This is a genomic window from Noviherbaspirillum agri (assembly GCF_054780595.1).
Genome location: NZ_BAAGWA010000004.1, coordinates 233,606 through 259,519 on the forward strand (window position 1 = coordinate 233,606; position 25,914 = coordinate 259,519).

The following is a 25,914-nucleotide window of genomic DNA, read 5'->3' on the forward strand; positions in this document are numbered from 1 at the left end:
CGGGGAGATATTTTTTATGCAGGAGAGACTGCCTTGATTCTGACGAGCTTGCCATCGACGACATGCAGGCCGCATTCCTTCGATTCCGGGTTCTCCCACCACCACCTTCCGGCACGGACGTCCTCACCCGGCTGGATCGCGCGGGTGCAGGGCTCACAGCCGATCGATGGATAGCCCTTGTCGTGCAAGGGGTTGTGCGGAACCTTGTTCGCGCGGAGGTAGTTCCATACGTCGTCTTCCGACCAGTCGGCCAGCGGGTTGAATTTGGTCATGCGGTGTGCCGGATCGTCTTCCTGCACCGCGAGTTCGGCGCGGGTCGTCGACTGCGCGCGGCGTTGACCGGTCACCCAGGCCTTGTTGCCGGCCAGTGCGCGTCCAAGCGGCTCCACCTTGCGGATGCGGCAGCATTCCTTGCGCATCTCCACGCTGTCATAGAACGCGTTCAGCCCGTGTTGCCGGACATAAGTGTCGACCGCGGTCGGGTCCGGCTTGAACAGTTTCACTTCGTAGTCGTAGGTTTCCCTGATGCGGTCCAACATACCCAACGTTTCCTGATGCAGGCGGCCGGTCTCCAGCGTGAAGATGCCGATCGGCAGCTTTGCCCGCAGGATCATGTCGGTCAACACCATGTCTTCGGCAGCGAGGCTGGATGCGAACACGGCCGGCGTGAAGTCGCTGGCGATCCTATTCAGCGTGCCCCGCGTTGCGGCTACCAGTCCTGTGAACTCGTCGGTCCGCATCGCCTTATTCCTGCGTCGCTTTCTGCCCGCGCTCGACGCGACGGAACAGCGGCTGTTTCTGATCCCAGGCGGCCGAATACGCTTCAGAGAAATCGAACAAGCCCTTCAGTGCATCGTGAATGCTGCGATCTTCGCGTGTTGCGAACGCATTGAAACCAACGCGCTGCATGTAGAACATCTGGTCGCGCAGGACATCGCCAATGGCGCGCAGTTCACCGGTGAAACCCAGGCGCAGGCGCAGGTTATAGGCGATCGAATAGCCGCGGCCATCGGAAAACTTCGGGAAATCGACTGCAATCACTGGCAGCTTTGCCACGTCGTCCTTCAGCACCTCGGGGCGTTCATGGCTGGCAATCCAGACACCGATATCCGTGCGGTTCTTCAGGGCGGTGCGCTGCGCTTCCCAGACGGTCAGCGGCACGATGTGTTTGCCGCCCGGCACAGCAACCGTTTCCGGCGTTTCGCCTTCAGCCAGTTTCAACACTGTCCAGTCGTCGGCGACAACTGCCTTGTCCTTGATGATTTCACGCATATTCGTCTTCTCCTACCAATGCGCCGCCTTCAATCGGCGAAGCATAAACATATTCCTTGAACGGCTCGACGCCGATACGGCGCACCGTGTCGATGAAGCGCTCGCCCTGCACGCGATCGCGCACATAGACCTGCAGCAGGCGGTCGACTACGCCCGGCACCTGTTGTGCCGAGAACGACGGGCCGATGATCTTGCCGATTGCGCTGTGATTGCCCTGCGCACCGCCGATCGAGATCTGGTACCACTCGGCACCATCCTTATCGACACCGAGGATGCCGATGTTGCCGATATGGTGATGACCGCAGGCGTTGATGCAGCCGGACATGTTCAACTCGATTTCGCCAATGTCGTGCTGGAAGTCGATATTCTCGAAACGCTCCGTGATGGCAGCCGCGATCGGGATCGACTTGGCGTTCGCCAGCGAGCAGAAATCGCCGCCGGGGCAGCAGATTACATCGGTCAGCAGGCCGATATTCGGCGTCGCCAGATGATGTGCCTTGGCCTGTTGCCATACTTCAAACAGGTCGGATTGCTTGACGTCGGCCAGCACCAGGTTCTGCTCATGCGTGACGCGCAGCTCGCCAAAGCTGTAGCGGTCGGCCAGGTCGGCCACGAAGTCCATTTGCTCGGCGGTGGCGTCGCCCGGCGGCACGCCCGGTTTTTTCAACGACAGTACGACGGCGGCATAACCCGGGACTTTGTGCGGCTTGACGTTGCGTTTCAACCAGTTGTCGAAGGCCTTGCTTTCCGCGCGCTGCTGTTTGAGCTTTGCGTCTTCATTGGCCAGCGTTTCATATGGCGGCGCTGCAAAGTACGCGGCGACCCGATTGAATTCCTCTTCGGTGAGCGTTCCGGGACCATCCTTTAGGTCAGCCCATTCCTCTTCCACCATGCGGGCAAACTCGTCGACGCCGGTGGCCTTCAGCAGAATCTTGATGCGCGCCTTGAACTTGTTGTCGCGGCGGCCGTACTGGTTATAGACGCGCAGGATCGCTTCGATATAGGTCAGCAAATGCTGCCACGGCAGAAATTCGCGGATGAAGCTGCCGAGAATCGGGGTGCGGCCGAGGCCGCCGCCGACCAGCACGCGGTAGCCAATCTCGCCTTGGTCGTTCTTCACGATCTGGATGCCGATGTCGTGCATCATGATCGCGGCACGGTCCTGCGCCGCTGCGTTGAAGGCGATCTTGAACTTGCGCGGCAGGTAGGCGAATTCGGGATGGAAGGTGCTCCACTGGCGCACGATTTCGGCGTAGGGGCGCGGATCGACAAGCTCGTCGGGCGCCACGCCGGCATACTCGTCGGTGGTGTTGTTGCGCACGTCGTTGCCCGAGGTCTGGATCGAATGCATTTCGACCGAGGCCAGGTGCTCGTAAATATCCGGTACGTCTTCCAGGTTGATCCAGTTGAACTGAATATTCTGGCGGGTGGTGAAGTGGCCGTAACCGCGATCGTACTTGCGTGCGATGAAGGCCAGCTTGCGCAGTTGCGTCGAGGACAGCAGACCGTACGGGATCGCGATGCGATACATGTAGGCGTGGCGCTGCATGTAAAGGCCATTCTGCAGGCGCAGCGGCAGGAATTCTTCTTCGGTCAGTTCGTTGGCGAGGCGACGACGAACCTGATCTCGAAACTGCGAAATGCGTTCCTTGACGATCAGGTGATCATATTGGTCGTAACGATACATCTTTCTTTCCCAATCTTAAAAAACCAGTTTTGCGGCGACGCCGGTCAGCGTCGTTGCTAATAATCCACGGAGAATTTTTTCGGGCACGGCACGCGCGGCAAGCGAGCCGATGGTGATGCCTGGGACGGAGCCAAGCAGTAGCGCTCCCAGCAATTCCCAGTTGATCGAGCCCAGCCACCAGTGGCCGAAAGCGGCGATGGCCGTCAACGGAACCGCGTAGGCAATGTCGGTGCCAGCGATCTCTGCCGGGGACAGGCGAGGATACAGCAATACGAGGATTGTCGCGCCAATCGCGCCGGCACCAATCGACGAAATTGTTACCAGCGTGCCAAGCACGGCGCCGACAAAAATGGTCATTGCAGTCAGTTTTGCTCCCTGAAGCTGCTTTTCCGGATGGGCTTTTACCCAGGCTTGCATGCGGCCGCGGAACAGCAGCGCGATGACGGTCAGTAATACCGATCCGGCGATCGAATAGCGGATGATCTGGCCGATTTCCTTATCCAGCGCGCCGAAGTGTTTCAATGCGAAGGCGGCGAGAACAGCGGCGGGAAGTGCGCCGAAGCACAAGTGCCGCACGATGTCCCAATGTACAGTGCGCCGGAAACGATGGGCAAGAGTGCCGGCACCTTTGGTAATTGACGCAAAGGCAAGGTCGGTACCGACGGCAACCGTAGGGGATACGCCAAAGAGTAGTGTCAGGAGCGGCGTCATCAACGACCCGCCACCAACGCCGGTCAACCCGACGAGCGCCCCGACTGCAAAACCGGAAAGTACATAAGAAAGAGTCATATGACCTCACGCAAAGTAGCGTGAATCGTAATAAACTAATTCCTTATTCCAAACTACTTAGTATTTATTTGCTTATATGCCTTCCGGGTATAAGTAAAAATACTGAGAAGCAGCAAACCATCAGGGAAAGCAATGAATCTGCATCAATTGCGCTTCGTCCGTGAAGCGGTCCGGCAAAATTTCAATCTGACCGAAGCGGCGAAAGCCCTCTATACCTCCCAGCCCGGCGTTTCCAAGGCCATCATCGAGCTGGAGGAGGAGCTCGGGGTCGATATCTTTACCCGGCACGGCAAGCGGATCCGTGGCCTGACCGAACCGGGAAGGGCGGTGCTGCGTTCGGTTGAGCTGATCATGCAGGAGATCGATGGCTTGAAGCGCATCGGCAAGGAGTTTGCAGCGCAGGACAGCGGCAGTTTCACAATTGCGACGACGCACACACAGGCGCGTTATGCCTTGCCCAAGGTTGTGCAGGCTTTTACGCAGAAGTACCCGAAAGTGAGGTTGTCCCTGTTACAAGGGAATCCTCGCCAGATCGCGGACATGGTCTTGAAGGATCAGGCGGACATGGCGATTGCTACTGAAGCGATTGCCAGTGCGGATGGACTGATTTCGTTGCCGTGTTATCAATGGGAGCATGTGGTAATTGTCCCGCCGGACCATGCCCTGCTCAAGTCGAACTCGATTACCCTGGAAGAAATTGCCGCCTATCCCCTTATTACGTATGACAGTGCCTTCACCGGCCGTGCCAAGATCGACCACGCTTTTGCGCTCCGTGGGCTCAAGCCGGATATCTTCCTCGAAGCAATTGATGCAGACGTCATCAAGACCTATGTCGAGCTCGGCATGGGTGTGGGCATCATTGCCGGCATGGCGTTCGATGCCGAGCGGGACAAGGGACTCAACGCGATTTCTGCCGGGCATCTGTTCGGGTCAAACGTCTCCCGCGTGGCATTGAAGCACGGGGCTTATCTGCGCAGCTATGTATACAGCTTTATCGAATTGCTTTCGCCCTCGTTGAACCGCAAGTTGATCGAAAAAGTGATGAGCGGCGAAAAGGATAGTTACGAGCTTTGAAAGCGGTGGTGGTAATTTGCTTTGCAGATAGTTCGGCATCGAAGTAAAATCCCACCCGTCATTGGGGAGTAGCCGCCCTCCGAATTTGTGAAAGCATCGCGAGAGGGGCTTGCGTCAACAGACTTGACTTCGGTCATGGTGCAAGCGACTCCAGGTTTGGCGAGACCTTTGACCATGCTGCCCCTGCTTTGGGCCGGAGGGCGCGTGGTCAATGGTATCGATCCGGCCCTGGAGCATTCATGGAAGCATTCCTTATCTCGACCGGCATCGTCACCCTTGCCGAAATGGGCGACAAGACGCAGCTCTTGTCTCTCTTGCTGGCAGCAAAATTCCGCCGTCCCGTTCCGATCATCCTTGGCATCCTCGTCGCTACCTTGTTGAACCATGCGTTCGCCGGTGCAATCGGCAGCTGGCTGACCGCGCTGATCGGCAATGATGCATTGCGCTGGATCCTCGGCTTGTCGTTCCTGGCGATGGCGGCGTGGATGCTGGTTCCCGACAAGCTTGATGATGTTGACGCCAAGCCTGCGCGCTTCGGGGTGTTCGGCGCGACATTGGTCGCCTTCTTTCTCGCCGAAATGGGTGACAAGACCCAGATTGCGACGATCGCACTGGCGGCGAAGTACTCGGCATTTGCAGCGGTCGTGGCGGGCACCACGCTTGGCATGATGATCGCGAATGTTCCCGCTGTGCTGTTGGGGGGCAAGATCACGCAGAAAGTATCGCTGAAGGTGGTCCACGCGATTGCAGCGCTGATTTTTGCCGTGCTCGGCGTGCTGACCTTGCTGAACGTCGGCAGCCTGTTCTGACCGCTTTGCTTCCCGGGCACCATGAGGTCACGAGAGCCATGAGAGCCAAGCGATTCAGGCTCGCGTGACGCCCTGTTCCCGCGGGCGAAAGCCGAGCCGCTGCGACAGGCGCTGGGCATGGGCTTTCGTCTGCTGCGCGATCTCTCCCTCCCACGATTCATCAACATGCGCCGACGAGCCGACCACCGTCAGGGCAAAGCGCATGTGGCCGTCATGGTCGAACACTGGTGCCGAAAAGGCATTGAAGCCGGCCAGCAGCCGTTCCGCGGCGCGTGTTGCGCCAGGCTTGCGCGCTGCAGTGGGATCGAGGCGGCCGACCATGCGTGCCAGGCCGTGCGCGATGGTTTCTTCCAGCAGGGGAGCGAGTTCCTTGCGCGTGCGCGGCGCATCGAGCTTCTCCCCTCGGTTCAGTGCGAGTTCGTCGCGCAGCAGCTCTTCCGTTTCGCGCTCCGGCAGGAAGGCGGCAAAGCACAATCCGGTCGCCGTGTAAGTCATTGGCATGACGCTGCCGATCTGCAGGTTGATCGTGACTGGCCGTCGCGACTGCAGCAGGCGAATATAGGTCGGTCCGAAATTGCCCCAGATTGCCAGTGCGACGGTCTCGCTCGTTGCATCCCGCAGGCTCGCCATCGTCTCATCCGCCAGCTTCACCGCATCGAGCCTGCCCAGCGAGACCAGTCCCAGCTCCAATGCCAGCGCTCCCAGGTCATACAGCCCCGTGCCGGCATCCTGCTCGACCAATCCAACGCGTATCAGGCTGACAAGGTAGCGATGCGCCTTGGCAGCCGGCATGCCGGCGTTGGCAGCCAGTGTGGATAACGAAAGCGGGCCGGACGCTTGCGCCAGCGCCCGCAGCAGCGGGCCGGCTACCTCGACCGACTGAATGCCTTGCCTCACGTCAAGGACGTCGCTGGTTGATTTCATGGTGCGCTGGGATTACGATATGGTGAATTAATTTACGAATGCGTAATAGGCTGAATGGTAAATCAGTTCTCGCCTTAAGCCAACTTTCCTGACCAACGTCCTGACCAATACGCGGTTACCCAACAAGAAAAGGATTCCTGATGAAGCTTGCGACTTTGAAAGACGGAACACGAGACGGCCAGCTGATCATTGTTGCGCGCGACCTGAAGACTGCACATGTCGCCGACGGCATTGCACCGAACCTGCAACGCGCGCTCGACGACTGGCCGTACATTTCACCCCAACTCGAGCAGTTGTATGAGCAGCTCAACGCCGGCAAGGCACATCGCAGCTTCGAGTTCGATCCGAAACGCTGCATGGCGCCGCTGCCGCGCGCCTACCAGTGGGCCGACGGCTCGGCCTATGTGAACCATGTCGAACTCGTGCGCAAAGCACGCAATGCAGAGATGCCGGAGTCCTTCTGGCACGATCCCTTGATGTATCAGGGGGGATCGGACGACTTCATCGGTCCGACCGATGACATCGTGCTGGCTTCGGAAGAGTGGGGAATCGATTTCGAAGGCGAGCTTGCCGTGATTACCGACGATGTGCCGATGGGCACAAGCGCGCAAAGGGCGCTGTCGCACGTCAAGCTGCTCATGCTGGTGAATGATGTATCACTGCGCAACCTGATTCCCGCTGAGCTGGCGAAGGGATTCGGATTTTTTCAGTCGAAACCGGCGTCGAGTTTTTCCCCGGTGGCTGTCACGCCGGATGAGCTGGGTGATGCGTGGAAGGACGGCAAGGTGCATCTGCCGCTGCGGGCGACGTGGAACGGCAAGCTCGTCGGCCAGCCGAATGCCGGTGTCGACATGGTATTTAGTTTTCCGCAACTGATCGCGCACCTGACCAAGACGCGCAACGCGCGCGCTGGTTCCATCATCGGCTCGGGCACCGTATCGAACAAGGGAGGCAAGAAGGGGTATACCTGCATCGCCGAAAAGCGCTGCCTGGAGATGATCGAAGAAGGCGAGGCGAAGACGCCGTTCATGCATTTCGGCGACACGATTCGCATCGAGATGCTGGATGAAAACGGCAAGTCGCTCTTCGGTGCCATCGACCAGCAGGTGGTGCAAGGCGGCGCATCCAAATGACAGAACCGGAGGGACCATGGAAGCAGTGACGACTACGCAGGTTGGCTTGCCCGCAGCATTACCCGCTGCGGTGCCGATCAACGGTTTGCATCATTTCGCCTATCGCTGCCGTGACGCGGAAGAGACGCGGCATTTTTACGAGGACATCCTTGGCTTGCCGCTGTTTCATTACATTCGCAGCGACATCGTGCCATCGACCGGCGAGCATTGCCCTTACGTCCACATCTTTTTTCGTATGACGGATGGCTCATGCCTTGCGTTCTTCGACCTTGGCGACAACATGGCGCCGGCGCCAAGTCCGAACACGCCCGCGTGGGTCAACCATATCGCGCTGCGCGTGGATACGGTGGAGCAGCTGGAGTCGATGAAAATACGCCTGGAGGCGCACGGCATCGAAGTACTGGGCTTGACCGACCACCGCATTTTCAAGTCTATCTACTTCTTTGACCCGAACGGAATCCGGCTGGAGCTGTCGGCGCAGCTGGCTTCCAACTCGCAGATGTTTACTGAACAGAAGGGCATTCATGAGAAAATTGCCGCCTGGTCGAAGGAGAAAGCGGAGCGCCTGGCAAGGCCGTAAGCCGCAGCCTCCGACTGAGGAAGCATCTCTCCGATGTACGGTACCGGATGAATGCCGTGGCGTTTTTGTTCCTGTTGGCTTGACCGATGAGCTCTCTATTCAAACCTGCTGTTGCCTGGACGGTTTTCCTTGTTTTGCTTGCAATCTGGAGTGTGCTGGCGCTGCTGACGCATGACCATGGATGTACGTTGGTCGGAATGACGGTCAGTTGCAACGGTTTCATTGCCAAGCTCGGCTTTTACAACCTGCTTTTCGGCTGGGTGCCGGTGATGCTGGCGCTGTTTCTTGCTGGTGGGGTATCGGTGCGCAAAGTCATGAGCAGCCGCCCGCAGCAATAACTGTCGTCCGAAGCACTGCCGTCATGCATGCGAGGCCTGCGTTGCAGGCCGGATTGCATCACTGGCAAGGGAGGCTCCGGACAATGCGTGTCCGGAGCATGCGGGGAGAGGTCAGGCGGCCAGACGGATACTGCTTGTCTTGCAACCGTCGAGCAGGAACGCAAGGCTGATCACAAGCACCAGTTCGCCTTCGGCGGAACGGGCGGTTCCGTTCACCCCCGGGACTGACAATGCCGTCAGCGGCTTGATCACCAGGTCGGCCGTGCCATCCACCGCATCGACAGCGAGGATGTAGGGCTGGTGGGCGGCGATGACGATGCCGACCTTTTCCTTGCCACGTTCGTAGCCGAGGATGCCGGCCAGTGAGCGGACCGCAAGCGGCCTTCCCTGGTCGCGCAATACCGGTGCGCCGCCGACTTCATCAAACATTTCCGGCAATTCCACCACGCGCTGCACGACTGCCATCGGCATGGCGAGTGCTGCCCCCGAAGTGCGGACCAGCATGGTGGGAACAATCGACAGCTCGATCGGCAGGCGGATCGTAAAGCGTGTGCCTTCGCCGAGGGCAGAGTCGATGCGGATCGCGCCACGGTGCTTCTCGACGGCCGTCTTCACGACGTCCATGCCCACACCGCGTCCCGACACGCTGGAAGCCACTTCCTTGGTGGAGAATCCGGGCAGGAACACCAGCTGGAATGCTTCTTCCGCCGATTGCGCAACGTTTTCGCTGATGAGACCCTTTGCGAGGGCCTTGGTACGCAGCTTGACGGGATCCATTCCCTTGCCATCATCGGAAACTTCAATGATGACGCTGCTGCCTTCCTGCCAGGCCTTCAGCAGGATCTTTGCCTTGGCGGGCTTGGTGGTCGCTGCGCGTTCTTCAGCCGTCTCGATGCCGTGATCAAGCGCGTTGCGCAGCATATGCACGAGCGGGTCGTACAAGCTGTCGACGACGACGCGGTCGACTTCCGTCTCGGCGCCTTCGATGACCAGTTCGACGTCCTTGCCGAGGTCGCGTGCGAGTTCGCGCACGAGGCGCGGAAATTTCTGGAACAGCCGGCCGACCGGCTGCATGCGGGTGGCGAGTGTTGCGCGCTGCAATTCCGTCGAGTAGCGCGAGGCGCGGCTCAGGGTTTCCTGCAGTGCGGCCATCAAGGTTGCCGCCTGGCCGTCGAACTTGAACTGCGATAGTTTTTCCACCAGCACGGCTGCCTGGTTCGCCGCCTGTACCGATTCACCCGCGACCTCGAGCAACGCGTCCAGCTTGACCGCGTCGATACGGATACTGTCTTCCTTGACCTGCGCAGTGATCGGTTTTGCACCATGGTCGTCTGCGGTGCCTTTGGGAGCTGCGGCTGGAATCGCTGACGATGCCGCAGCAGAAAGCGGAGCGGCGACTGGTGCAGCAGCGGGTGATGCGGCTGCAGGGAGGGCGGAAGCGGCACTGGCTGGAACAACCGCGCGATACAGCGCATCCCAGTCGATTTCGTCGGGCGAGGTGCTTGCCTGCGCAGCTTCGGACACTGCAGGTTCCGGTGCTGCAGGTGTCGCTGCCGGCGTGGTCGCCTTGCCATCGATAGCCTGCTTGAGGATTTCTTCGAGCGGAGCGGGCATCGGTTGCAGGGTTTCCGGGGCTGCACCATTGGCCAGTTGCGTCAGCTGGTCTGCGACGAAACCGCTGGCTTGCAGGCCGGCTTCGATAGCGGTCGGCGTCACCGGCACTTTGCCGGTGCGTAGTGCATCGAACAGGTTTTCGGTCAGGTGGCAGGCGGACACGATGGCCGCGAGGTTCATGAAACCTGCGCCGCCCTTGATGGTGTGAAAGGAGCGGAACAGCGCGTTGAGCGTATCGCTGTCGTCGGGACGGCGTTCCAGCGTGAGCAGGTGCTCTTCCACGTTCGTCGCGAGGTCAAGCGCCTCGACGACGAATTCCTTGAGCATGTCATCCATCAGAACCCCAGATCTGCAAGCAAGCTGTCGACGTCGTCCTGTGCCATTGCTGCGCCTGGTGCGGACGGACCACTCATCAGTTCAGTTGGTTTGTTTTCTGCCATTGCGGCTTTCACTTCCGGCGGGGCATTGTCGCGCAGCAGTTGCGCGAGCTCCTGCTCCGCAGTGCTGGTAATGGCAACGATCTTCTTGATCAGCTGGCCGGTGATGTCCTGGAAATCCTGCGCCATCATGATTTCGAGCAGGCGCGCCTTTTCCGATTCCGACGCCTGCATGACGGTGGCGGCAAACTGCTTCGAGTCGCCGGCAAGCGCCTTGAATTCATTGATGCTGAGCTTGCCTTCAAACAGCATCGCCCAGCGATTCTCCATTTCCTCTGCCTTCTTCGACAGGGCTTCCTGTTCCGGAATGCCGGTGTCCACGGTATTCAGCACCTTATTGGCAGCCTGTTCGGTCAGCGAGGCAATATGCTCGAGGCGGCCCTGTGCATCGGTAATCTGGTTGGCAACGTTCGACAGCGAGCGGTCATAACCGAGCTGGCGCAGCGAGTCGTGCAGCATGCGCACGATGCCGCCCAGACGTTCGTACATGGGCTTGTCGGACTGAGCTTCGCTGCCCTCTGCAAGCGCGGCTTGCGCCTCTCCATCTTCTTCCGCAGCGGCTTCCATCGCAGGCGCGGCCGGCGCGGAAACTGTTTGAGCGACTGTCTCGGCCCGCTGTGCGGCTACTTCGTCAAACAATGCTTCGAGATCGTCTGCTGCGTCGGTCATGTCGGTACTCTCTGTGCTCGTGGGTGGCATTCTTCTACGAAAAATACCAAGGTTCGTGATGTTGCCAGATCTTTATTTGCGCCGTGACGGCGCGGCTGTTCAGCAGAATTATCAGTCAGGGCTTTCCTGTGCGCAACTTAAAACATCATACTGCTGCGCCGTGTTGCCGCAAACCCGGCACGGATCAAAAATTTCTCAAGTCGAGGCCAGATTGGACGAAGCAGCGGGAATGTCGCTGACCAGCGCGACCACGGCCTCATATAAAGGCCCGCCTGGCGTTGCGAACGCATCACAAATAGTCAAATGGTTCATATCGGGCAGTGCAATATCGCCGCGGTGCCAGTCTTTCCATGACTCTGCAATCAGTCCGGTCTGGCGCTTGAACTCCTCGGATTCCTGCCCGCCGAAGGCGGTAATGAAAGGTGCGTCATGCGCCTTGGGCATCCATGCCGGCGACAGGCGGTCAATGTCGTGCCCCGTCAGTTTCAGGTCGACATTCACGAAATCGGCATGCAGCACGGGTTCAAGATCGTAGATGCCGGACAGGAGAATGGCCCCCTTGACCAGGTCCGCCGGCAAGTCCGGTGCAAACGACGGCCAGAGTGCCGCGAGCATCATCGCCGTCAGGTGCGCACCCGCGGAATGCCCCGCAACCACAATGCGCTGTGGGTCAAAGTCGTATTTTTCGGCATTGCGATAGAGCCAGGCGAGGGCGCGCAATTGCTGAAGCACGATCTCTGCGATCGACGCATCCGGGGCCAGCGTGTAGTTGGTCAGCGCGACGTTGAATCCGGCGCGTGTATATGCCGGTGCGACGAAGGAGAAATCCGACTTGTCGAGCGAGCGCCACCAGCCACCATGGATAAACACCAGCAGCGGCGCATCACCGCGATTGGTCGGAAAGAAGTCGAGGCGCTCACCGCTCGATTCGCCGTAGGCCAGGTCGAACAGCGCGGCATGCGTACGACGCACATGGGTGGATTCCTTCAGCCAGCGCGTGAAGATGCGCGGATGGTCAGGAATCATGGCGCGGGCATTGTATTGCTGGGTGTAGTAATCGGCTTGTTTGTTCATGAAAGCACAGTCTGTGTTGTTGTCCGTGCAATATTGCCCGGCGTGACGAAGTGAACCCGAGAGTAGCAAACTTTATGGAAAACCGGTGTCCGTATCTTCCACAGTGAGAATGCTTATTTGACGAGCAACGTCGCAGCGCATACACTGCCGGGGTTTTGGTGCCCGCGCGCATGTCCATGCGTGCAGTTAAACGGGAAACACGGTGCTTGTCATAGAGCTAACGTGTGCTGCCCCCGCAACGGTAAAACAATCGTCATTCCACGAATGACCGGCTGTCTCTTCATGCCACTGTGCTGTCCTGCATGGGAAGGTGAGGCGACCTGACTTGTTAGCCCGGATACCGGCCAAGACTGGGGAAAGTGCTGCGACGGGGAGTCTCGCGAACATGCATCGGTCCTGGGCATCATTGCCGCTATTCCGTTCATCCGTTTTCGATCGCCCTGTCATGCCTTTCGTTGAATCCGGCATGCGGGGAAGCATGCTGGGGGCTTTTTTCGAAAACAACATCATGTATTTTTCCACTTCACGTCCCGGCCTTGTGGCATGGACGCCGCTCGCTCTGGTTTCTGCCATCTCCGCTGTAGTCTCTGTGAATGCTGCTGCACAGGTTGCTGACAAGACGCTTGCTCCAGTCGTCGTGACGGCATCGCGCGTTGAACAGGCACAGGTTGATGCCTTGCCCCACACGACGGTGCTGACCTCGGAGGATATTCGTCAATCGCAGGCCGTTGATTTGCCGGCGCTGCTCAAACGAGAGGCGGGCATCCAGTTCACGCAGAGCGGTGGTTATGGTCAGGCAAGCGGCTTGTTCGTGCGCGGTGCCGAAACACGTCAGACGCTGATCCTGCTGGATGGCGTACCGCTGACGAAGCAGGATGCAACCGGTACCGTCAGCATCGAGCACCTGATGCTCGACCAGATTGACCGTATCGAAATCGTACGCGGCAACGTATCGAGCATCTATGGCTCAGGTGCCGTCGGTGGCGTGATCCAGGTATTTACCAAGCGCGGCGATGGCGCACCGCGTGTCACCGTGAATGCCGAGGCGGGTTCGCGCGACACGACGCGCGTGTCTGCCGGTGTCAATGGCTCGTCCGGCGGGACGCGTTATTCCATTGCAGCTTCGAACTTCAGGACGGATGGTTTTTCATCGATCGACACCAGCCAGCTTGCAAGTGGAAATCCGGACAAGGACGGCTATCGGAACACCAGTGTCAGCGGCATGTTGGCGCAAGAGTGGAGCAAAGGACATGAGCTGGGGCTGCGCTTTTCGAACACTGAAGGAAAATTTGATTACGACAGCAGCTTTGGTGCGCCTACCGATATTCACAAGGGCAAGACCGACGTCGACACATTTACCTTGTTCTCGCAGAATCGCTTTGCATCCAACTGGTCCTCACGCGTGTCCTACGCCGTCTCGCGTGACAAGAATGCAAACCACAACGACACGACGTTCGGCGTGAATGACAACCGTTTTGCCAGCAAGACGCGCATGTTCCAGTGGAATAACGAAATCGCGTTGTCGACGGACTGGACTACGACAGCCGGATTGGAGCGCCAGTTGCAGGAACTCGACAGCAACGATGGTTTCGGGACAACCTTCAGTGCCAATCGCTACGCGAACAGCGTCTACACGGGCTTGCAAGGCAAGATCAACGCACATCAATTGCAGTTCAACGTGCGCCATGATGATACCCAGCACGTCGACTCCGCAACGACCGGCTACCTTGGCTATGGCTACAACCTGACGAGCGCACTCAAGGCAACCGCAAGCCTGTCGACCGGTTTCAGTGTGCCGTCGCTCGGATACCTATATGCACCATTCTTCGGCAATCCGGACCTGAAGCCGGAACGCACCCGCTCGGCGGAAGTCGGTATGCAATATGCGACTCCTACAGCTCTTATCCGCGCAACCCTGTTCAAGACACGTATCAAGGAGCAGTTCCAGTATGACTTCGCAACAAGTCGTTTCGAGAACGTGGCCCAGGCGAGCAACAAAGGACTTGAGCTGAGCGCCACCACCAAGTGGCGGGATACCGATCTGCGCGCCAGCCTGACGCTGCAGGACCCCGAGGACGAGACGACGGGACAGCGCTCGCGCCGTCGTGCTGAGACACTTGCTTCGTTGGCGGCCAATCATACCTTCGGCCAGTGGCAGGTTGGAGGTGACGTCGGCTACACAGGATCGCGTCCCGACGGAACTCGCCGCCTCGGCGCTTACTGGACAGCCAACCTGACAACGCGTTATGAGCTGCAAAAAGACGTGTCCTTGTACGGCCGCGTCGAAAACCTGTTCGATCGCGACTACCAAACCGCCTACGGCTACAACCAGGCACCACGCGGCGTATTCGTCGGCGTGAACTGGCAGCCGTAAGAAAGGCGAAAACGGCGATGCGGCGCGCAATCACCATTCTGCTCAGCCTGGCGTTGATCGCCATGCTGGTGGCAGCCGCCGCCACCCTGTGCGGCAGTACGGGGTGCACGCGAAGCATCGCCGGCAATGACGTGTTCTGGATGCTGCGTGTGCCGCGCGCACTTGCGGCATTCGCAGTGGGTGGCCTGCTGGCTGTGGCCGGCGCGCTGATGCAGATCCTGCTGCGCAATCCGCTTGCCGATCCATATGTGCTGGGCTTGTCCGGTGGTTCGGCTGCTGGTGCGCTGTCGGCGATGTTTGCTGCGGCGTACTTCGGCCTGCCGATGGATGGCGCAGGTGGTATCGGCGCCGGGGTGGGGGCGGCTGCAGCGATGCTGCTGCTGTTTGCCCTCGTGCGCCAGCCGCTGCGTCGCTTGCCTGTTGCGCCTTACGCGGTGGGCCATCGCCTGATTCTCACCGGCGTCATGATCGCCTCGGGATTTGGCGCCATCATTACCCTGATCCTGAGCCTGGCACCGGATGCCCAATTGCGCGGCATGGTGTTCTGGCTGCTGGGTGACCTTGAAGGGAATCGTTTCATCTTGCCAGCGTGGCTCGTGCTGCTTGCTGTCACGGTGTGGGCAGTCATGAATGCGAAGCGACTGAACCTGCTTGCGCGGGGTGAAAGCTTCGCGCAATTGCTCGGCGTGCCTGTAGTGCGACTGCGAATCGCAGCACTTTGCGCGGCATCCATTGCCACCGCAGCAGCAGTGACGGTGGCAGGTACAATCGGTTTCGTCGGGCTGGTGGTGCCGCATGCAATGCGGCTTCTCTTTGGTAACGACCAGCGCATCCTGCTGCCTGCCGCAGCGCTTGCTGGCGGCACGGTACTGACGCTGGCGGATTTGGTGGCGCGCACGGCCGTCGCGCCAACGCAATTACCGGTTGGCGTGATTACCGCGCTGATCGGCGTGCCGGTGTTCCTCTGGCTGCTATCGCGGAGCAAGGTATGAATACGCTATTGCTGACTACCGAATCGCTGCGGGTGGAGGCCGGTGACAAGCTGCTGGTTGACGGCCTCAATCTCGGCGTCCGTGCCGGCGAGTTCTGGTGCATCATCGGCAAGAACGGGGCGGGCAAGAGCACCTTGCTGCACACGCTGGCGGGGCTGCTCGATCCTGCTTCGGGGCGCATCCTTCTTGAAGGTGCGGAAATGCGCAGCCTGCGGCCGGAAGTTCTGGCGCGCCGGCGCGGGCTGATGGCGCAGCAACAGCTTGATGCGTTCTCCAGCACGGCGCTGGATACGGTGATGGCTGGCCGGCATCCCTATCAGGTAGGACTTGGCTGGGAAGACGAGGACGACCGCGCGATTGCACACTGGGCCCTGTCGGCAGTGGGGCTGGAAGGCATCGAAGAGAAAGATGTGATGAGACTCTCAGGCGGGGAAAGGCAGCGCGTTGCATTGGCGACCCTGCTGGCACAGAACCCGGACCTTCTGATGCTCGACGAGCCGACTGCGCATCAGGACGCAGCCGCGCAACTGGCGGTGATGGGGCTGGCACGCGAGATCGTCAATCGTGATCCGGTGTCGGCAGGGCGCGGCAAGGCGGTGATTGCCGCATGCCATGACCTGAACCTTGTGTCGCGCTATGCGACACATGTTCTGGCCCTGGCGAAAGGGCAGCACTGGGCAGGAACGACAGAGCAGGTGCTGCTCCCGCCTGTTTTGCAGCAGACCTTCGGCTGCGGTTTCGAGGTGGTCGAATCGGAGCAGGGGCGACTGTTTATTCCGGTCGCGCATTAACCCGGTTTTCTACGAGTATTCCTGCCGGGACACCCGCCACCGCGGAAACGGTGATGTAGGGTTGCCCATTCTTTTTCCTGACATCCCAGCCGGTGATGCGACGCCCATCCTCAGGGAACAGGTCCAGCTTTCTCTCCACCAGCTCGGGAATGAGTGTTGCAAAAAGGAAGGCTGCTTCCTCTCCCAGTGGTGCGACGAGTTCTTCCAGTTCATCCGAACGATAAGGTTCGGGAATGGCGGCGAGATTCCATGCAATCGTGCCGGCAGCTACGATCAGCTTGAGTTCGTCGATGGTAGTGGCGTCGTCGATGTAGGGATCGATCAACTCGATCAAGCAGGGCGATATCTTGCTGCCCTCCTCGTGTTGGACCGGCCAGTCCTTATCGGCGAACCCGAGATGAAGATGCCGTTCCCGCTTGCGCCTGCTTGCCTTGCCCATGGCGGCCTCCTTTAGTCGACGAAAGAAAGGGGTTAGACGTGGGGTGCGGCGGCATGTTCTCGAGTTGTACGTGAATACGCTCTATCAGGGCGTCGAGTGAGATAGGTGGCAGTTATCACCCTAGGTGCTGAGGAGCATCCCGATTTGCGAGGGATGCGGGCAGGCGGCCGGCGGGCCGCTGCCGCTCAGGCCACCTTTGACTCAGCACGCCGCTGCAGCACAAAGATCGGCTGCGCCCAGTGCGTATCCTTCTTTTTCTTGCTGGTGATCAGCGTCAGTTCCGAAGGGTCATACACGTCGGTGTTATGTGTCAGCGGCGTCGTCATCAGGTACTGCGCATCGGTGTTCTTCAGGAACTCGCCGACCAGCTGGATGTTGCGGATGTCCAGGTGGGCGAACGGTTCGTCGATGAACACGAAGCCGCCGGAGCCGTCATCCGACTTCAGCAGGCCGATCAGCAGGATCAGTGATTTCATCACCTGCTGGCCACCGGATGCTTCACCGTCGTTGAGGCCGATCGGGCCCTTGCCGTCGAACTTGAAGCGCACATGCAAGCCGGCTTGCGCCAGCTGCACGTCGTCGTTCTCGAGGCGCACCGGATCGACATGGACTTCAATGCCGGCCAGCTCGCCCAGCTCCTTGATGTTCTTGCTATAGGTCTTAATCGTGTAACGCAGGCGCTCGATATACGCACCGCGCGCATTCTCCGTTGCTTCGATTGCACGGTTGTTCTGGTAGCGGCGTTCCTCGGTTTCCGCCTGGCGGCCTTGCAGCAGACCGTTGAGGCGCACATGCTGGTCGACCACCGTCGAGTCGGTTTCCCAGTCGTCGCGCTCGAGATCAGCGGCGAGGTGCTTCAGGCGGAGCTCCACCTGGTGTGCGTTCTGGTGTTCTTCGACCAGCTGCTGCCGGCGGGCGAGATTGCGCCATGCAAAGGGCAGATGACGCCAGGTCTGGCGGATTTCGCGCAGTTTCTCCGCATGCGTCTGGCGTTCTTCGCGCAGGCGCTTTTGCGACTGGCGTACATGCGCCTCGCTGTCCGCCAGCGCACGCTTGGCGTTCTGCCAAGCGTTGTCAGCCAGCGTACGGTCTTCCGTTGCTTTCTTCGTCAGCGGGAACAGTTCGCCAAGGCGCGTACCGACTTCGGTCCGTGCCGCCTTCAGCGGTGTCGCGCTGTGTGTTGCTTCATCGAATTCCGCCTGACGCGCAACCAGTTCCTTGGCCGCGTCGACGCCTGCAATGCGCGCCTTCAATGAACTGACTTCACTTGCGAGCTTGTTGATCTTCAGCGTGAGCTGGTCTTCCTGTGCTTCCAGCTTGGGCAGCGAAGCCTGCAATGCTGCGAGGCGCTGCAGGCGACCGGCATCGCCGAAGCGGTAGCGCGATGCTTCCACGAACAGCGAGCGGCCACCGCGACGCTCGCGATGGTAAGCCTCCGGTGTGATCCATTCTTCGCTGGACGGCAGCTTGGTGCCGGCATCGACGGAGTCGACGCGCATGATGCGCTCGAGCTGGTCGATCAGCCATGCCGGCGCCGGCGCAGTGAAGCGAACCACCGACAGCAGGCTCTTGTCCTTGACTTCGGGCGCTTTCACACGGTCGGACACGATGAAGTGCCCGTAGCGTTCCTTTTCGCCAATGCTATAGGCGGCGGCAGCGTCGCGCGGGTTTTCCAGCAGCACGACCGAGGTGAAACCGCGCAGCACACCTTCGACTGCGCCTTGCCAGCGCGGATCGGTGACCTCGACGATATCCGGCAGCATCGCATGTTCGATCTTTGCATCGGCCAGCGCGCGGCGCATGGAGCGCACGTTCTCCGGATCGGGCAGGGCGGATTTGCTTTCCAGCGCGGCGATTGCGGCACGGTCGGCGGCAATGCGCGCCGCCAGTTCGTCGCGCGCCTGCCGCTGGCGCATGTACTCGGCTTCCTTTTGCTCGAGTTGCGTCGCGACGTCGGCAATGTCGGCACCCTCGTCGGCAGCCAGTTTCTGCAAGCGGGTTTTCTGTTCCAGCAGGCTCTCCAGTGGCTTGAGCTTGCTGTTGATTTCGGACAGGCGCTTTTCCAGCGTCGACTTTTCTTCTTCCAGTGCGGTTTCCTGCTGGTGCGCGGCGCTCAAGGCGTTTGCGCATTCCGCCACTTCGGAACGGCGGTCCGACAATTGCGCATCCTGCACCAGCAGCGAAGAACGGGACTCGCGCAGCGCCTGGCTGGTGGCGGCTGCCTTTTCGCGGATATCGTGGTATTGCAGCGTCGGCAGGATTTCTTCCTGCAGGTCGCGCTGTTCCTTGTTCAGGCCTTCCCACTGGTGATAGTTCGCCGCGCGCAGGCGCAGGCGTTCGAGGTTGGTCTGTGCGGATTCCAGCTCGGCTTCGAAACGCTGCAGTTCCAGTTCGGTGTCACGCTGATGGCGCTTGGCCTCATCGTAGGCATCGAGCACTTCCTTGTCACCGAACACCTGGAACACGAGGTCGAGCAACTGGCGCGGTGCGTATTCGCACAGCTTGTCGGTTTCGCCCTGCTCAAGCGCCAACACTTTTGCCATTGCGGGCGACAGGCCGGCATTGGCAAGGCGTTTGCGGTAGGTTTCCAGTCCCAGCCAGTCGGTGGCGTCCTGTACTTCTTCAATATCTACGGCACCGCCGCGCATCAGGTACTGGCGCTTCCAGTCGCCGCCATTCTTCTGGATCTGGCAGAACAGGGTGACTTCGTCCTCGCTGAAAAAGCCTGAGGAGCGGAAAGGTCGGTTCGACAACTGGCGTCCCGTGGCGCGGTTGTCGACCACGGCACGCAGCCAGGAAGTCTGCTGCCCGGCGTGGCGCGCGTAATGTTTGTACGAGCGACCCATCGAGCAGTCGAGGCCGAACAGCGTGCGCAGCGCATCGAGCAGCGTGGTCTTGCCGGAACCGTTCTGGCCGGCGATGGTGATGATCTTCGCATCCAGCGGAATGTTCTTGACGCGTTGCCAGTAGTCCCAGTGGACCATCTCCAGCGATTTGATATGAAACATGCGTGTCCTGTTCGCGAGTCTTATTGTTCAACGTTCGGGAAATTGAGGATGGCGGCTTCCTTCGGCGGCGGGCGATGGAAGATGTCGGCCAGCGCACCGTTGATGATGCGGTCCTTCAGCGCGTCGGTATCCATCATCAGGTCCAGCAGCGGACCTTCGACGATCATGTCGCCGCGACGCTCGATGAAGCCGAGCTTGTTGAGGATGCCGAGGTTCATGTCCATGCGCGTCTTCTTGCCCAGCTTGTCGCCGAAGTCGGCCAGCAACGCACGGTAGGAAATGCCCATTGACGCATCCTCTGCGCGAGGCAGCGGCTTGTCCTTGCCGAACATGTCTTCCTGGTCTTCCAGCGCATGCTGGTGCGCTTCCTGACGCTCGCGCTTGGGCAGGATGATCATTGCCCACAACACCACGAGTAGCGCAACGCCGTCGCGCGCCAGGCCCATGTTGTTGTTCTGCCAGACTTCACGCGAACCGAAAATCTTCGGCTCGATTTCCCGCGCCAGTCCGAGCGTGACGTTGTCGGCATAGACGTTGTCGAGGAATTTCATGCCGCAGGCGGCGAGCCGGTTATCGACATCAAGGCGAAACACTTCGTCGGTCAATGCGCGTTTGACCAGCTTGTTCTCGCGCGCCAGTGTCTGGTGTGTCAGCAGTTGCGCAATCAGGAGTTGTGCTTCATCACTCATCTTCGGAATCCGGTTGATTGTCTTGTTTGGGTGTCAGTGTCGCGAGCGAGATCGCGGCCACGTGCGGGTCTTTCAGTTGCACCATGTCGTCGCGTGGCGCGAAAACGAGCGGCAGCCGGGCCATGGTTGCGGTGCCGCCCTGGAGCGCAGCTTCGCTTTCATCGCCCAGCAAGGGCAATAGCGAAGCGCGATAGGACGCTACCGCGAAGTGGGCGGGCAGCAGCGTTTCGTGAACTTCGCCTGCGGCAGTGGTGGAATTGGCAAAGGTCGACAGGCGCGTCAGCCATGTATCCAGCTCCACCGGGATGGTGGCCGCTTCGCTCTGGGCGATGTGCGCGTCTTCGCCGCTCGGCAGCGCGTCGTCCACACCTTTGTTCCGGTCGGTAAACAGCTCGGTCTCGGCAACGTCGATCATCTCCGACGGCGTGATGAACATCGGCGTGACCGGCAGGGAAATCGCATTGCGCGCCAGGCCGGCGAGATCTTCATGCTGCATCAGCCAGGTCTTGATGTCCGTCGTCGACAGGCCGGACTGGCCGAGGTGTACTCGCTGGCGTTCGATCTGGTTGAGTGCACGCGAGAACATGCCCTGCATGTTCAGCAATGCGCTCTGTGCGCGGCCAATGGCCTGCGCCGCGCGGTGCGTGGCCGAGTCCGCATCCGGATCGGTGGTGATTGCCTGGATGATCTGCGAGCCCTTGTCCACCCAGTCGCAGGCGGTGTGCCACTTTTCCTGCGCTGCACGCAGGCGGAACTCGGAGCCGGATGCGATCGCATCGCGGAATTCTTCGGTCAGGTCGACCATGCGGCCCAGCAGATGCTGCAATTGCTCGACGGTGACGCCGCCAACGGCCTGGGCGCCTGCAACCTGCGACAGCAGGAAGCCCATCTCCGCTTCGTCATTGTCCTCGTCCATTGCCATCAGACCTTCGATGGCGGCGAGGACGTTACGGGCGGTCGGTGTAATGCGATACACGCCTTGCGCCGCATCCCACGCAAGCAGGTTGTGCGCGCGCAGGCGGGCCAGCACGGTTTCCAGGCTGTCCGGGTCGAGATAGCCGAGCTTGGTATTGATGTCGGCACGCGACAAGGCGCCGGCCTGTGCATCCGCGGCCAGTTCGCCGAGCACCAGCAGGCGCACCAGCACGCCATCGAAGCCGCCATGGAACAAGGCGGTAAAAGCCTGCAGCAGCGGTTGTGACCGCTTCAGGCGAAATACCTGTTCGATATCGTCTGGGGAGATTTCCGGCTTGAAGTAGGCTTGCAGGGACGTTTGTTGATCTTCGTCCGGCGGCGGGAGGCCGGCATTCGTCGATGTATTTTGCATCCCGGTATTTTAAGGCAGCGCCTTGCCTGACAGAACCAGAAATCACCGCATGCACAGCCATCGTCTGAAATCAGCATGCTATTCTGTTAAAAATGTTGTCTTCAGGCACGTAATTCCACTGATTGAACGTGAAGTGTGGCATTCCAGAGGGAGGAAACCATGCCAGTCATCGTCGTTGCAAATCCAAAGGGTGGTGTTGGTAAAAGCACAATAGCAACCAATCTGGCGGGATACTTCGCCAAGCGCGGGCACAAGGTCATGCTCGGTGACGTCGATGTCCAGCAGTCTTCCCGTGCCTGGCTGGCGCTCCGTCCTGGCAGCCTGCCTCCGATCGCACCTTGGGATATCGTCAACGGCCATGTCGCCAGGCCGCCGAAAGGGACGACGCATATCGTGCTCGACACGCCGGCCGGCCTCGGCGGGGCGCGGCTGGATGAGGTGCTTCGCATCGCTGACAAGGTCGTAGTGCCGTTGCAGGCATCGATGTTCGATATCCTCGCAACTCAGGAATTCCTGCAGCGCCTGGCTGCCCAACAGGGGAAATACAGCGTTGGCGTGATCGGCATGCGAATCAACATTCGCACGCGTGCCGCAGACCAGCTGGCACATTACGTCGGCAATCTCGGTCTGCCTGTACTTGGCTATCTGCGCGACACGCAGAATTACGTACAACTCGCCGCCCACGGCGCGACGCTGTGGGACGTCGCGCCATCGCGCGTGGAGAAGGACGTAGAACAGTGGCAGGCCATGGTGAGCTGGCTCGGCTAGCGACCAGCGCGAATCCCGCGAACAGCACAATGACTTCTTCGAAGCGGATGGGAATCGTGTTGTCTTACTTTAACGGTGGTTGCTGCTGCGTTATAACATTGTTCGAACGTTTGTCGTGAGGCGTTTAGGCGGCCCACTATTTTCGATTCCGGGCGATATCCAGCTGCTGGCAGAGCGCTTCGGTCGCATCGAGGATGCGCGGGCCGGACCGGTTCATGAGGCCACCATCGATGAGGAAGAGATTTCCGCGTTCCACCGCTTTCAGTCCTGAAAAGCGGCGCCAGCCGGAAAGCACGTCGTCCTGTTCGCCAGTGCTGGCAATGATGACATCCGGGTTTGCCTGAAGAACCGCCTCCACATTGACGGTCGGGGCAAGCTGCGGCAGGTCGCTGAACACATTCCTCGCGCCGCAAAGGCGCAGTGCGATGGATACCGGATGCTCGCCGTTCAACGTCATCAGCGGATTGCGCCATATTTGGTAGAACACGGTCACCGGCGTGCGCTGCTGATATGTCGACCGAATGTGTTGCAGTTGGTCGCGGAAGACCGATGCTGCCGCCTTGCCTGTCTGGTCAGTGCCCGCCAGCGTTGCAAGCCGTTCCAGTGAGGTCGCAATGGTGGGAAAGTCGCGTGGCTCGCTCTCAAAGACGGGGATGCCGAGCTCGCGCAGCTTCCTGATCTGGGCCGCGGAATTGCCGCTGCCCCAGGAGACAACCAGGTCAGGCTTGAGCGACATGACGCGTTCCAGGTCAAGTGCGACGCCACTGCCGACCGAGGTGATGCGTTTTGCTTCCGGGGGATAGTCGCTGTATTCGACCACGCCGACGATATAAGGCCCGGCGCCGGCGGCAAACAGGATCTCGGTTGCATGCGGCGACAGACTCACGATGCGGCGCGCCGGCTGTGGGAGGGTGACGCTGCGCTTGGCGTCGTCCACGACGGTGATGGCGCCCAATGCGGCTGACACAGGGAGTAACGCCAGTGCGCAACATGTCAGCAGCCGGGCAATGCGATGTCGCATAAAAAGAGATGTCGGTCACCGGCCAGCCACCGGTCGGATGGCCGGCGACCGGTTTTTCAGATTTCCAGATTGTCGATCAGGCGCGTCGTGCCCAGTTTGGCAGCAGCAAGCACCACCAGCGGTGCGCCTTGGGCGAGGTCGCCTGCCGACGGCGGCTGCAGGTCGGCACGCTTGCGCACCGAAATGTAGTCCGGCTTCCAGCCACGTCCGGCCAGCTTGGCCATCGCATGGCGTTCCAGTTCGAACATATCGAGATGGCCAGAGCGCACTTCCTCGGCGACTTCGTTCAGCAGTTTGTACAGCTCTGGCGCCTCGGCACGCTCTGTGGTGGACAGGTAGCCGTTGCGGGAGGACAGCGCAAGACCGTCTTCCGCACGATAAGTTTCGGCGGCGATGATCTCGGTCGGCAGCGCAAACTGCTTCGCCATGTTCCGCACGATCATCAGCTGCTGGTAGTCCTTCTTGCCGAACACCGCCACGCGCGGCTGCACGCAGGAGAACAGCTTCAGGACGACAGTGGTTACGCCGGTGAAGAAGCCGGGGCGAAATTCGCCTTCGAGGATGTTGCCTAGGTCATCCGGCGGACGTACGCGGTATTCCTGCGGCTCCGGATACAGATCCTTTTCTGTCGGTGCGAACAGAACGTAGACGCCTTCCTTTTCAAGCTTTTCCACGTCAGCCTGGAAGGTGCGCGGATACTTGTCGAAATCCTCGTTCGGCCCGAACTGCAGGCGGTTGACGAAGATCGACGCCACGACCGGATCACCGTGCTTGCGTGCCAGACGCATCAGCGACAGGTGGCCTTCGTGCAGGTTACCCATGGTCGGCACGAAGGCGGTGCGCAGTTGGCCGCGCAGCTGGTCGCGCAATTCGTCAATGGAAGAAATGATTTTCATGAAACAGCCTTGCTACGGTTAAGTGCCGGGACGGCAGGGGGATCAGGTGGGTGAATAGGCGAGGCGGACGTAGATCGGTGCAAACGCTTCTGCCTGCGTGATTTCGATCAGCGTCTCCTTGGCCAGCTCGAGCAGTGCGATGAAGTTGACGACAACGACAGGAACGCCGCGCGAGGGATCGAACAAATCGGCAAATTCGACGAACTTGGCCGATTGCAGGCGGCGCAGGATGCTGGTCATGTGCTCGCGCACGGACAGTTCTTCGCGCGTGATCGTGTGGTGCTGGGTCAGCTTGGCGCGCTTGAGGATATCGGCCCAGACCGCCTGCAATTCGCTGATGTGTACATCCGGCCAGCGCGTCACGACGTTCTGTTCGATATAGACCTGCGTGCGGACATAATCGCGACCGAGCTGCGGCAGCGTGTCGAGCTGCTGGGCAGCGAGCTTCATCTGCTCGTATTCCAGCAGGCGGCGCACCAGTTCGGCGCGCGGGTCGGCCGCTTCCTCTCCGGTATCGGCCTTCTTTACCGGCAGCAGCATGCGCGACTTGATCTCGATGAGCATCGCTGCCATCAGCAGGTATTCCGCTGCCAGCTCCAGATTGTGCACGCGGATCTGGTCGACGTACTCCAGGTATTGGCGCGTGACCTGCGCCATCGGAATGTCGAGGATGTTGAAATTCTGTTTGCGGATCAGATAAAGCAGCAGGTCGAGCGGACCTTCGAACGCTTCGAGGAACACCTCCAGCGCATCCGGCGGGATGTACAGGTCGGTCGGGAGCTTGAACAGCGGCTCGCCATATAACTTTGCGTACGCCATGCCGTCGATCACATCCGGTGTCGAGTCCGGCTGGCCCACCAGTGCACGTTCCGGGGCGTCAGCCGGCAAATGCGCAAGCAGCGCGTCCTGCTGCGTGCTCATTGATTACTTGGACTGGTACACGTAAGGCTGCTGCTTTACACGTGACTCTCTTGCTCGCTTCGTCGCGTCGAGGTCGATCGGCGCCTTGTCCCACAGCAGGGCACGGCCCTCGCGCTGGCGTTGTTCGATCCCCGGATCCTTGGACTTCATCTCGTTCAGGAACTTGGTGAATTCGGACTGGTAGAGCGATTGTTGCTTGCTGAATTTCATGATGTTGAACAGGGTTGCCGTGAAAGTTGGGCGCTATTTTACCCCGTCTTCCTGACGATTCAGTCAATCACCGACGTG

25 protein-coding genes and 2 riboswitches are annotated in these 25,914 nt (G+C 59.9%); of the genes, 9 read left to right on the forward strand and 16 right to left on the reverse strand.

Annotated features, from left to right (window positions below; genetic code table 11):
- Nucleotides 1–14: 14 nt before the first annotated feature.
- From ACYVIA_RS09260 to ACYVIA_RS09275, 4 genes are read right to left on the reverse strand one after another with little or no spacing between them, the layout of a single operon-like run.
- Nucleotides 15–740, reverse strand: coding sequence for a phosphoadenylyl-sulfate reductase (locus ACYVIA_RS09260; protein ID WP_460840087.1), 726 nt, complete (start codon nucleotides 738–740; stop codon nucleotides 15–17).
- 4 nt (nucleotides 741–744) lie between these two features.
- Nucleotides 745–1,272: a DUF934 domain-containing protein gene (locus ACYVIA_RS09265; RefSeq protein ID WP_460840090.1), complete on the reverse strand. Its 528-nt coding sequence runs from the start codon at nucleotides 1,270–1,272 to the stop codon at nucleotides 745–747.
- Nucleotides 1,265–2,959, reverse strand: a complete 1,695-nt coding sequence (locus tag ACYVIA_RS09270; protein ID WP_460840093.1) for a nitrite/sulfite reductase — start codon at nucleotides 2,957–2,959, stop codon at nucleotides 1,265–1,267. Before ACYVIA_RS09270 ends, ACYVIA_RS09265 begins: the two co-directional genes overlap by 8 nt.
- Before the next feature lie 15 nt (nucleotides 2,960–2,974).
- Nucleotides 2,975–3,748 (reverse strand): sulfite exporter TauE/SafE family protein, encoded by a 774-nt coding sequence (locus ACYVIA_RS09275; RefSeq protein ID WP_460840096.1) that lies wholly within the window; start codon nucleotides 3,746–3,748, stop codon nucleotides 2,975–2,977.
- Between the two features lie 132 nt (nucleotides 3,749–3,880).
- Between ACYVIA_RS09275 and ACYVIA_RS09280 the strand changes: the two genes are divergently transcribed.
- Both ACYVIA_RS09280 and ACYVIA_RS09285 read left to right on the forward strand, forming a co-directional pair.
- Nucleotides 3,881–4,822, forward strand: a complete 942-nt coding sequence (locus tag ACYVIA_RS09280; RefSeq protein ID WP_460840097.1) for a CysB family HTH-type transcriptional regulator — start codon at nucleotides 3,881–3,883, stop codon at nucleotides 4,820–4,822.
- Nucleotides 4,823–4,873: 51 nt separating this feature from the next.
- A riboswitch (yybP-ykoY riboswitch) is annotated at nucleotides 4,874–5,057 on the forward strand.
- A 4-nt stretch (nucleotides 5,058–5,061) separates the two neighbouring features.
- Nucleotides 5,062–5,631 (forward strand): TMEM165/GDT1 family protein, encoded by a 570-nt coding sequence (locus ACYVIA_RS09285; RefSeq protein WP_460840099.1) that lies wholly within the window; start codon nucleotides 5,062–5,064, stop codon nucleotides 5,629–5,631.
- 54 nt (nucleotides 5,632–5,685) lie between these two features.
- On the opposite strand, the gene ACYVIA_RS09290 is transcribed toward ACYVIA_RS09285, so the two are convergent.
- Nucleotides 5,686–6,555: an IclR family transcriptional regulator gene (locus ACYVIA_RS09290; protein WP_460840101.1), complete on the reverse strand. Its 870-nt coding sequence runs from the start codon at nucleotides 6,553–6,555 to the stop codon at nucleotides 5,686–5,688.
- Between the two features lie 140 nt (nucleotides 6,556–6,695).
- Between ACYVIA_RS09290 and ACYVIA_RS09295 the strand changes: the two genes are divergently transcribed.
- The 3 genes from ACYVIA_RS09295 (at nucleotide 6,696) to ACYVIA_RS09305 (ending at nucleotide 8,606) form a co-directional block, all read left to right on the forward strand.
- Nucleotides 6,696–7,688 (forward strand): fumarylacetoacetate hydrolase family protein, encoded by a 993-nt coding sequence (locus ACYVIA_RS09295; RefSeq protein ID WP_460840103.1) that lies wholly within the window; start codon nucleotides 6,696–6,698, stop codon nucleotides 7,686–7,688.
- Nucleotides 7,689–7,704: 16 nt separating this feature from the next.
- Nucleotides 7,705–8,268: a VOC family protein gene (locus ACYVIA_RS09300; RefSeq protein WP_460840104.1), complete on the forward strand. Its 564-nt coding sequence runs from the start codon at nucleotides 7,705–7,707 to the stop codon at nucleotides 8,266–8,268.
- 86 nt (nucleotides 8,269–8,354) lie between these two features.
- Nucleotides 8,355–8,606 (forward strand): hypothetical protein, encoded by a 252-nt coding sequence (locus ACYVIA_RS09305; protein ID WP_460840106.1) that lies wholly within the window; start codon nucleotides 8,355–8,357, stop codon nucleotides 8,604–8,606.
- Nucleotides 8,607–8,717: 111 nt separating this feature from the next.
- Here ACYVIA_RS09305 and ACYVIA_RS09310 read toward each other — a convergent pair whose 3' ends face one another.
- The 3 genes from ACYVIA_RS09310 to ACYVIA_RS09320 form a co-directional block, all read right to left on the reverse strand.
- Nucleotides 8,718–10,556, reverse strand: a complete 1,839-nt coding sequence (locus ACYVIA_RS09310) for a chemotaxis protein CheA (RefSeq protein WP_460840108.1) — start codon at nucleotides 10,554–10,556, stop codon at nucleotides 8,718–8,720.
- On the reverse strand, nucleotides 10,556–11,326 hold the full coding sequence (locus tag ACYVIA_RS09315; RefSeq protein ID WP_460840110.1) for a protein phosphatase CheZ: 771 nt from the start codon (nucleotides 11,324–11,326) through the stop codon (nucleotides 10,556–10,558). Before ACYVIA_RS09315 ends, ACYVIA_RS09310 begins: the two co-directional genes overlap by 1 nt.
- A 195-nt stretch (nucleotides 11,327–11,521) precedes the next feature.
- Complete coding sequence (locus tag ACYVIA_RS09320) at nucleotides 11,522–12,400, reverse strand: alpha/beta hydrolase (RefSeq protein WP_460840112.1); 879 nt, start codon at nucleotides 12,398–12,400, stop codon at nucleotides 11,522–11,524.
- A 139-nt stretch (nucleotides 12,401–12,539) separates the two neighbouring features.
- Nucleotides 12,540–12,763: riboswitch (cobalamin riboswitch) on the forward strand.
- Nucleotides 12,764–12,845: 82 nt separating this feature from the next.
- Between ACYVIA_RS09320 and ACYVIA_RS09325 the strand changes: the two genes are divergently transcribed.
- The 3 genes from ACYVIA_RS09325 to ACYVIA_RS09335 are packed head-to-tail and all read left to right on the forward strand — an operon-like array spanning nucleotide 12,846 to nucleotide 16,557.
- On the forward strand, nucleotides 12,846–14,774 hold the full coding sequence (locus tag ACYVIA_RS09325) for a TonB-dependent receptor domain-containing protein (RefSeq protein ID WP_460840114.1): 1,929 nt from the start codon (nucleotides 12,846–12,848) through the stop codon (nucleotides 14,772–14,774).
- A 17-nt stretch (nucleotides 14,775–14,791) separates the two neighbouring features.
- A complete protein-coding gene (locus ACYVIA_RS09330) occupies nucleotides 14,792–15,766 on the forward strand; it encodes a FecCD family ABC transporter permease (RefSeq protein ID WP_460840116.1) in 975 nt (324 codons plus the stop codon).
- Nucleotides 15,763–16,557, forward strand: coding sequence for an ABC transporter ATP-binding protein (locus ACYVIA_RS09335; RefSeq protein ID WP_460840118.1), 795 nt, complete (start codon nucleotides 15,763–15,765; stop codon nucleotides 16,555–16,557). The genes ACYVIA_RS09330 and ACYVIA_RS09335 overlap by 4 nt, the downstream gene beginning before the upstream one ends.
- Here ACYVIA_RS09335 and ACYVIA_RS09340 read toward each other — a convergent pair.
- From ACYVIA_RS09340 to ACYVIA_RS09355, 4 genes are all read right to left on the reverse strand, one after another.
- A complete protein-coding gene (locus tag ACYVIA_RS09340) occupies nucleotides 16,538–16,996 on the reverse strand; it encodes a hypothetical protein (protein WP_460840119.1) in 459 nt (152 codons plus the stop codon). The genes ACYVIA_RS09335 and ACYVIA_RS09340 overlap by 20 nt on opposite strands.
- Nucleotides 16,997–17,181: 185 nt before the next feature.
- On the reverse strand, nucleotides 17,182–20,004 hold the full coding sequence (locus tag ACYVIA_RS09345) for an ATP-binding protein (RefSeq protein ID WP_460840121.1): 2,823 nt from the start codon (nucleotides 20,002–20,004) through the stop codon (nucleotides 17,182–17,184).
- Between the two features lie 20 nt (nucleotides 20,005–20,024).
- Nucleotides 20,025–20,693: a hypothetical protein gene (locus tag ACYVIA_RS09350; RefSeq protein ID WP_460840123.1), complete on the reverse strand. Its 669-nt coding sequence runs from the start codon at nucleotides 20,691–20,693 to the stop codon at nucleotides 20,025–20,027.
- The gene (locus tag ACYVIA_RS09355) at nucleotides 20,686–22,020 is read right to left on the reverse strand and encodes a hypothetical protein (RefSeq protein ID WP_460840125.1); all 1,335 of its coding nucleotides are present in this window, start codon (nucleotides 22,018–22,020) and stop codon (nucleotides 20,686–20,688) included. The genes ACYVIA_RS09350 and ACYVIA_RS09355 overlap by 8 nt, the downstream gene beginning before the upstream one ends.
- A 159-nt stretch (nucleotides 22,021–22,179) precedes the next feature.
- On the opposite strand from ACYVIA_RS09355, the gene ACYVIA_RS09360 reads away from it, so the two are divergent.
- Nucleotides 22,180–22,788 (forward strand): nucleotide-binding protein, encoded by a 609-nt coding sequence (locus ACYVIA_RS09360; protein ID WP_460840127.1) that lies wholly within the window; start codon nucleotides 22,180–22,182, stop codon nucleotides 22,786–22,788.
- A 136-nt stretch (nucleotides 22,789–22,924) separates the two neighbouring features.
- Here ACYVIA_RS09360 and ACYVIA_RS09365 read toward each other — a convergent pair whose 3' ends face one another.
- The 4 genes from ACYVIA_RS09365 to ACYVIA_RS09380 all read right to left on the reverse strand — a co-directional run bounded on the left by ACYVIA_RS09365 (nucleotide 22,925) and on the right by ACYVIA_RS09380 (nucleotide 25,836).
- Nucleotides 22,925–23,755, reverse strand: a complete 831-nt coding sequence (locus ACYVIA_RS09365; RefSeq protein ID WP_460840129.1) for a cobalamin-binding protein — start codon at nucleotides 23,753–23,755, stop codon at nucleotides 22,925–22,927.
- Between the two features lie 110 nt (nucleotides 23,756–23,865).
- Entirely contained in the window at nucleotides 23,866–24,705 is an 840-nt protein-coding gene (gene panC, locus ACYVIA_RS09370; protein WP_460840131.1) for a pantoate--beta-alanine ligase, read from the reverse strand.
- Nucleotides 24,706–24,747: 42 nt separating this feature from the next.
- On the reverse strand, nucleotides 24,748–25,626 hold the full coding sequence (locus ACYVIA_RS09375; protein ID WP_460840133.1) for a segregation and condensation protein A: 879 nt from the start codon (nucleotides 25,624–25,626) through the stop codon (nucleotides 24,748–24,750).
- Between the two features lie 3 nt (nucleotides 25,627–25,629).
- On the reverse strand, nucleotides 25,630–25,836 hold the full coding sequence (locus ACYVIA_RS09380; protein WP_460840135.1) for a DUF3460 family protein: 207 nt from the start codon (nucleotides 25,834–25,836) through the stop codon (nucleotides 25,630–25,632).
- Nucleotides 25,837–25,914 lie beyond the last annotated feature (78 nt).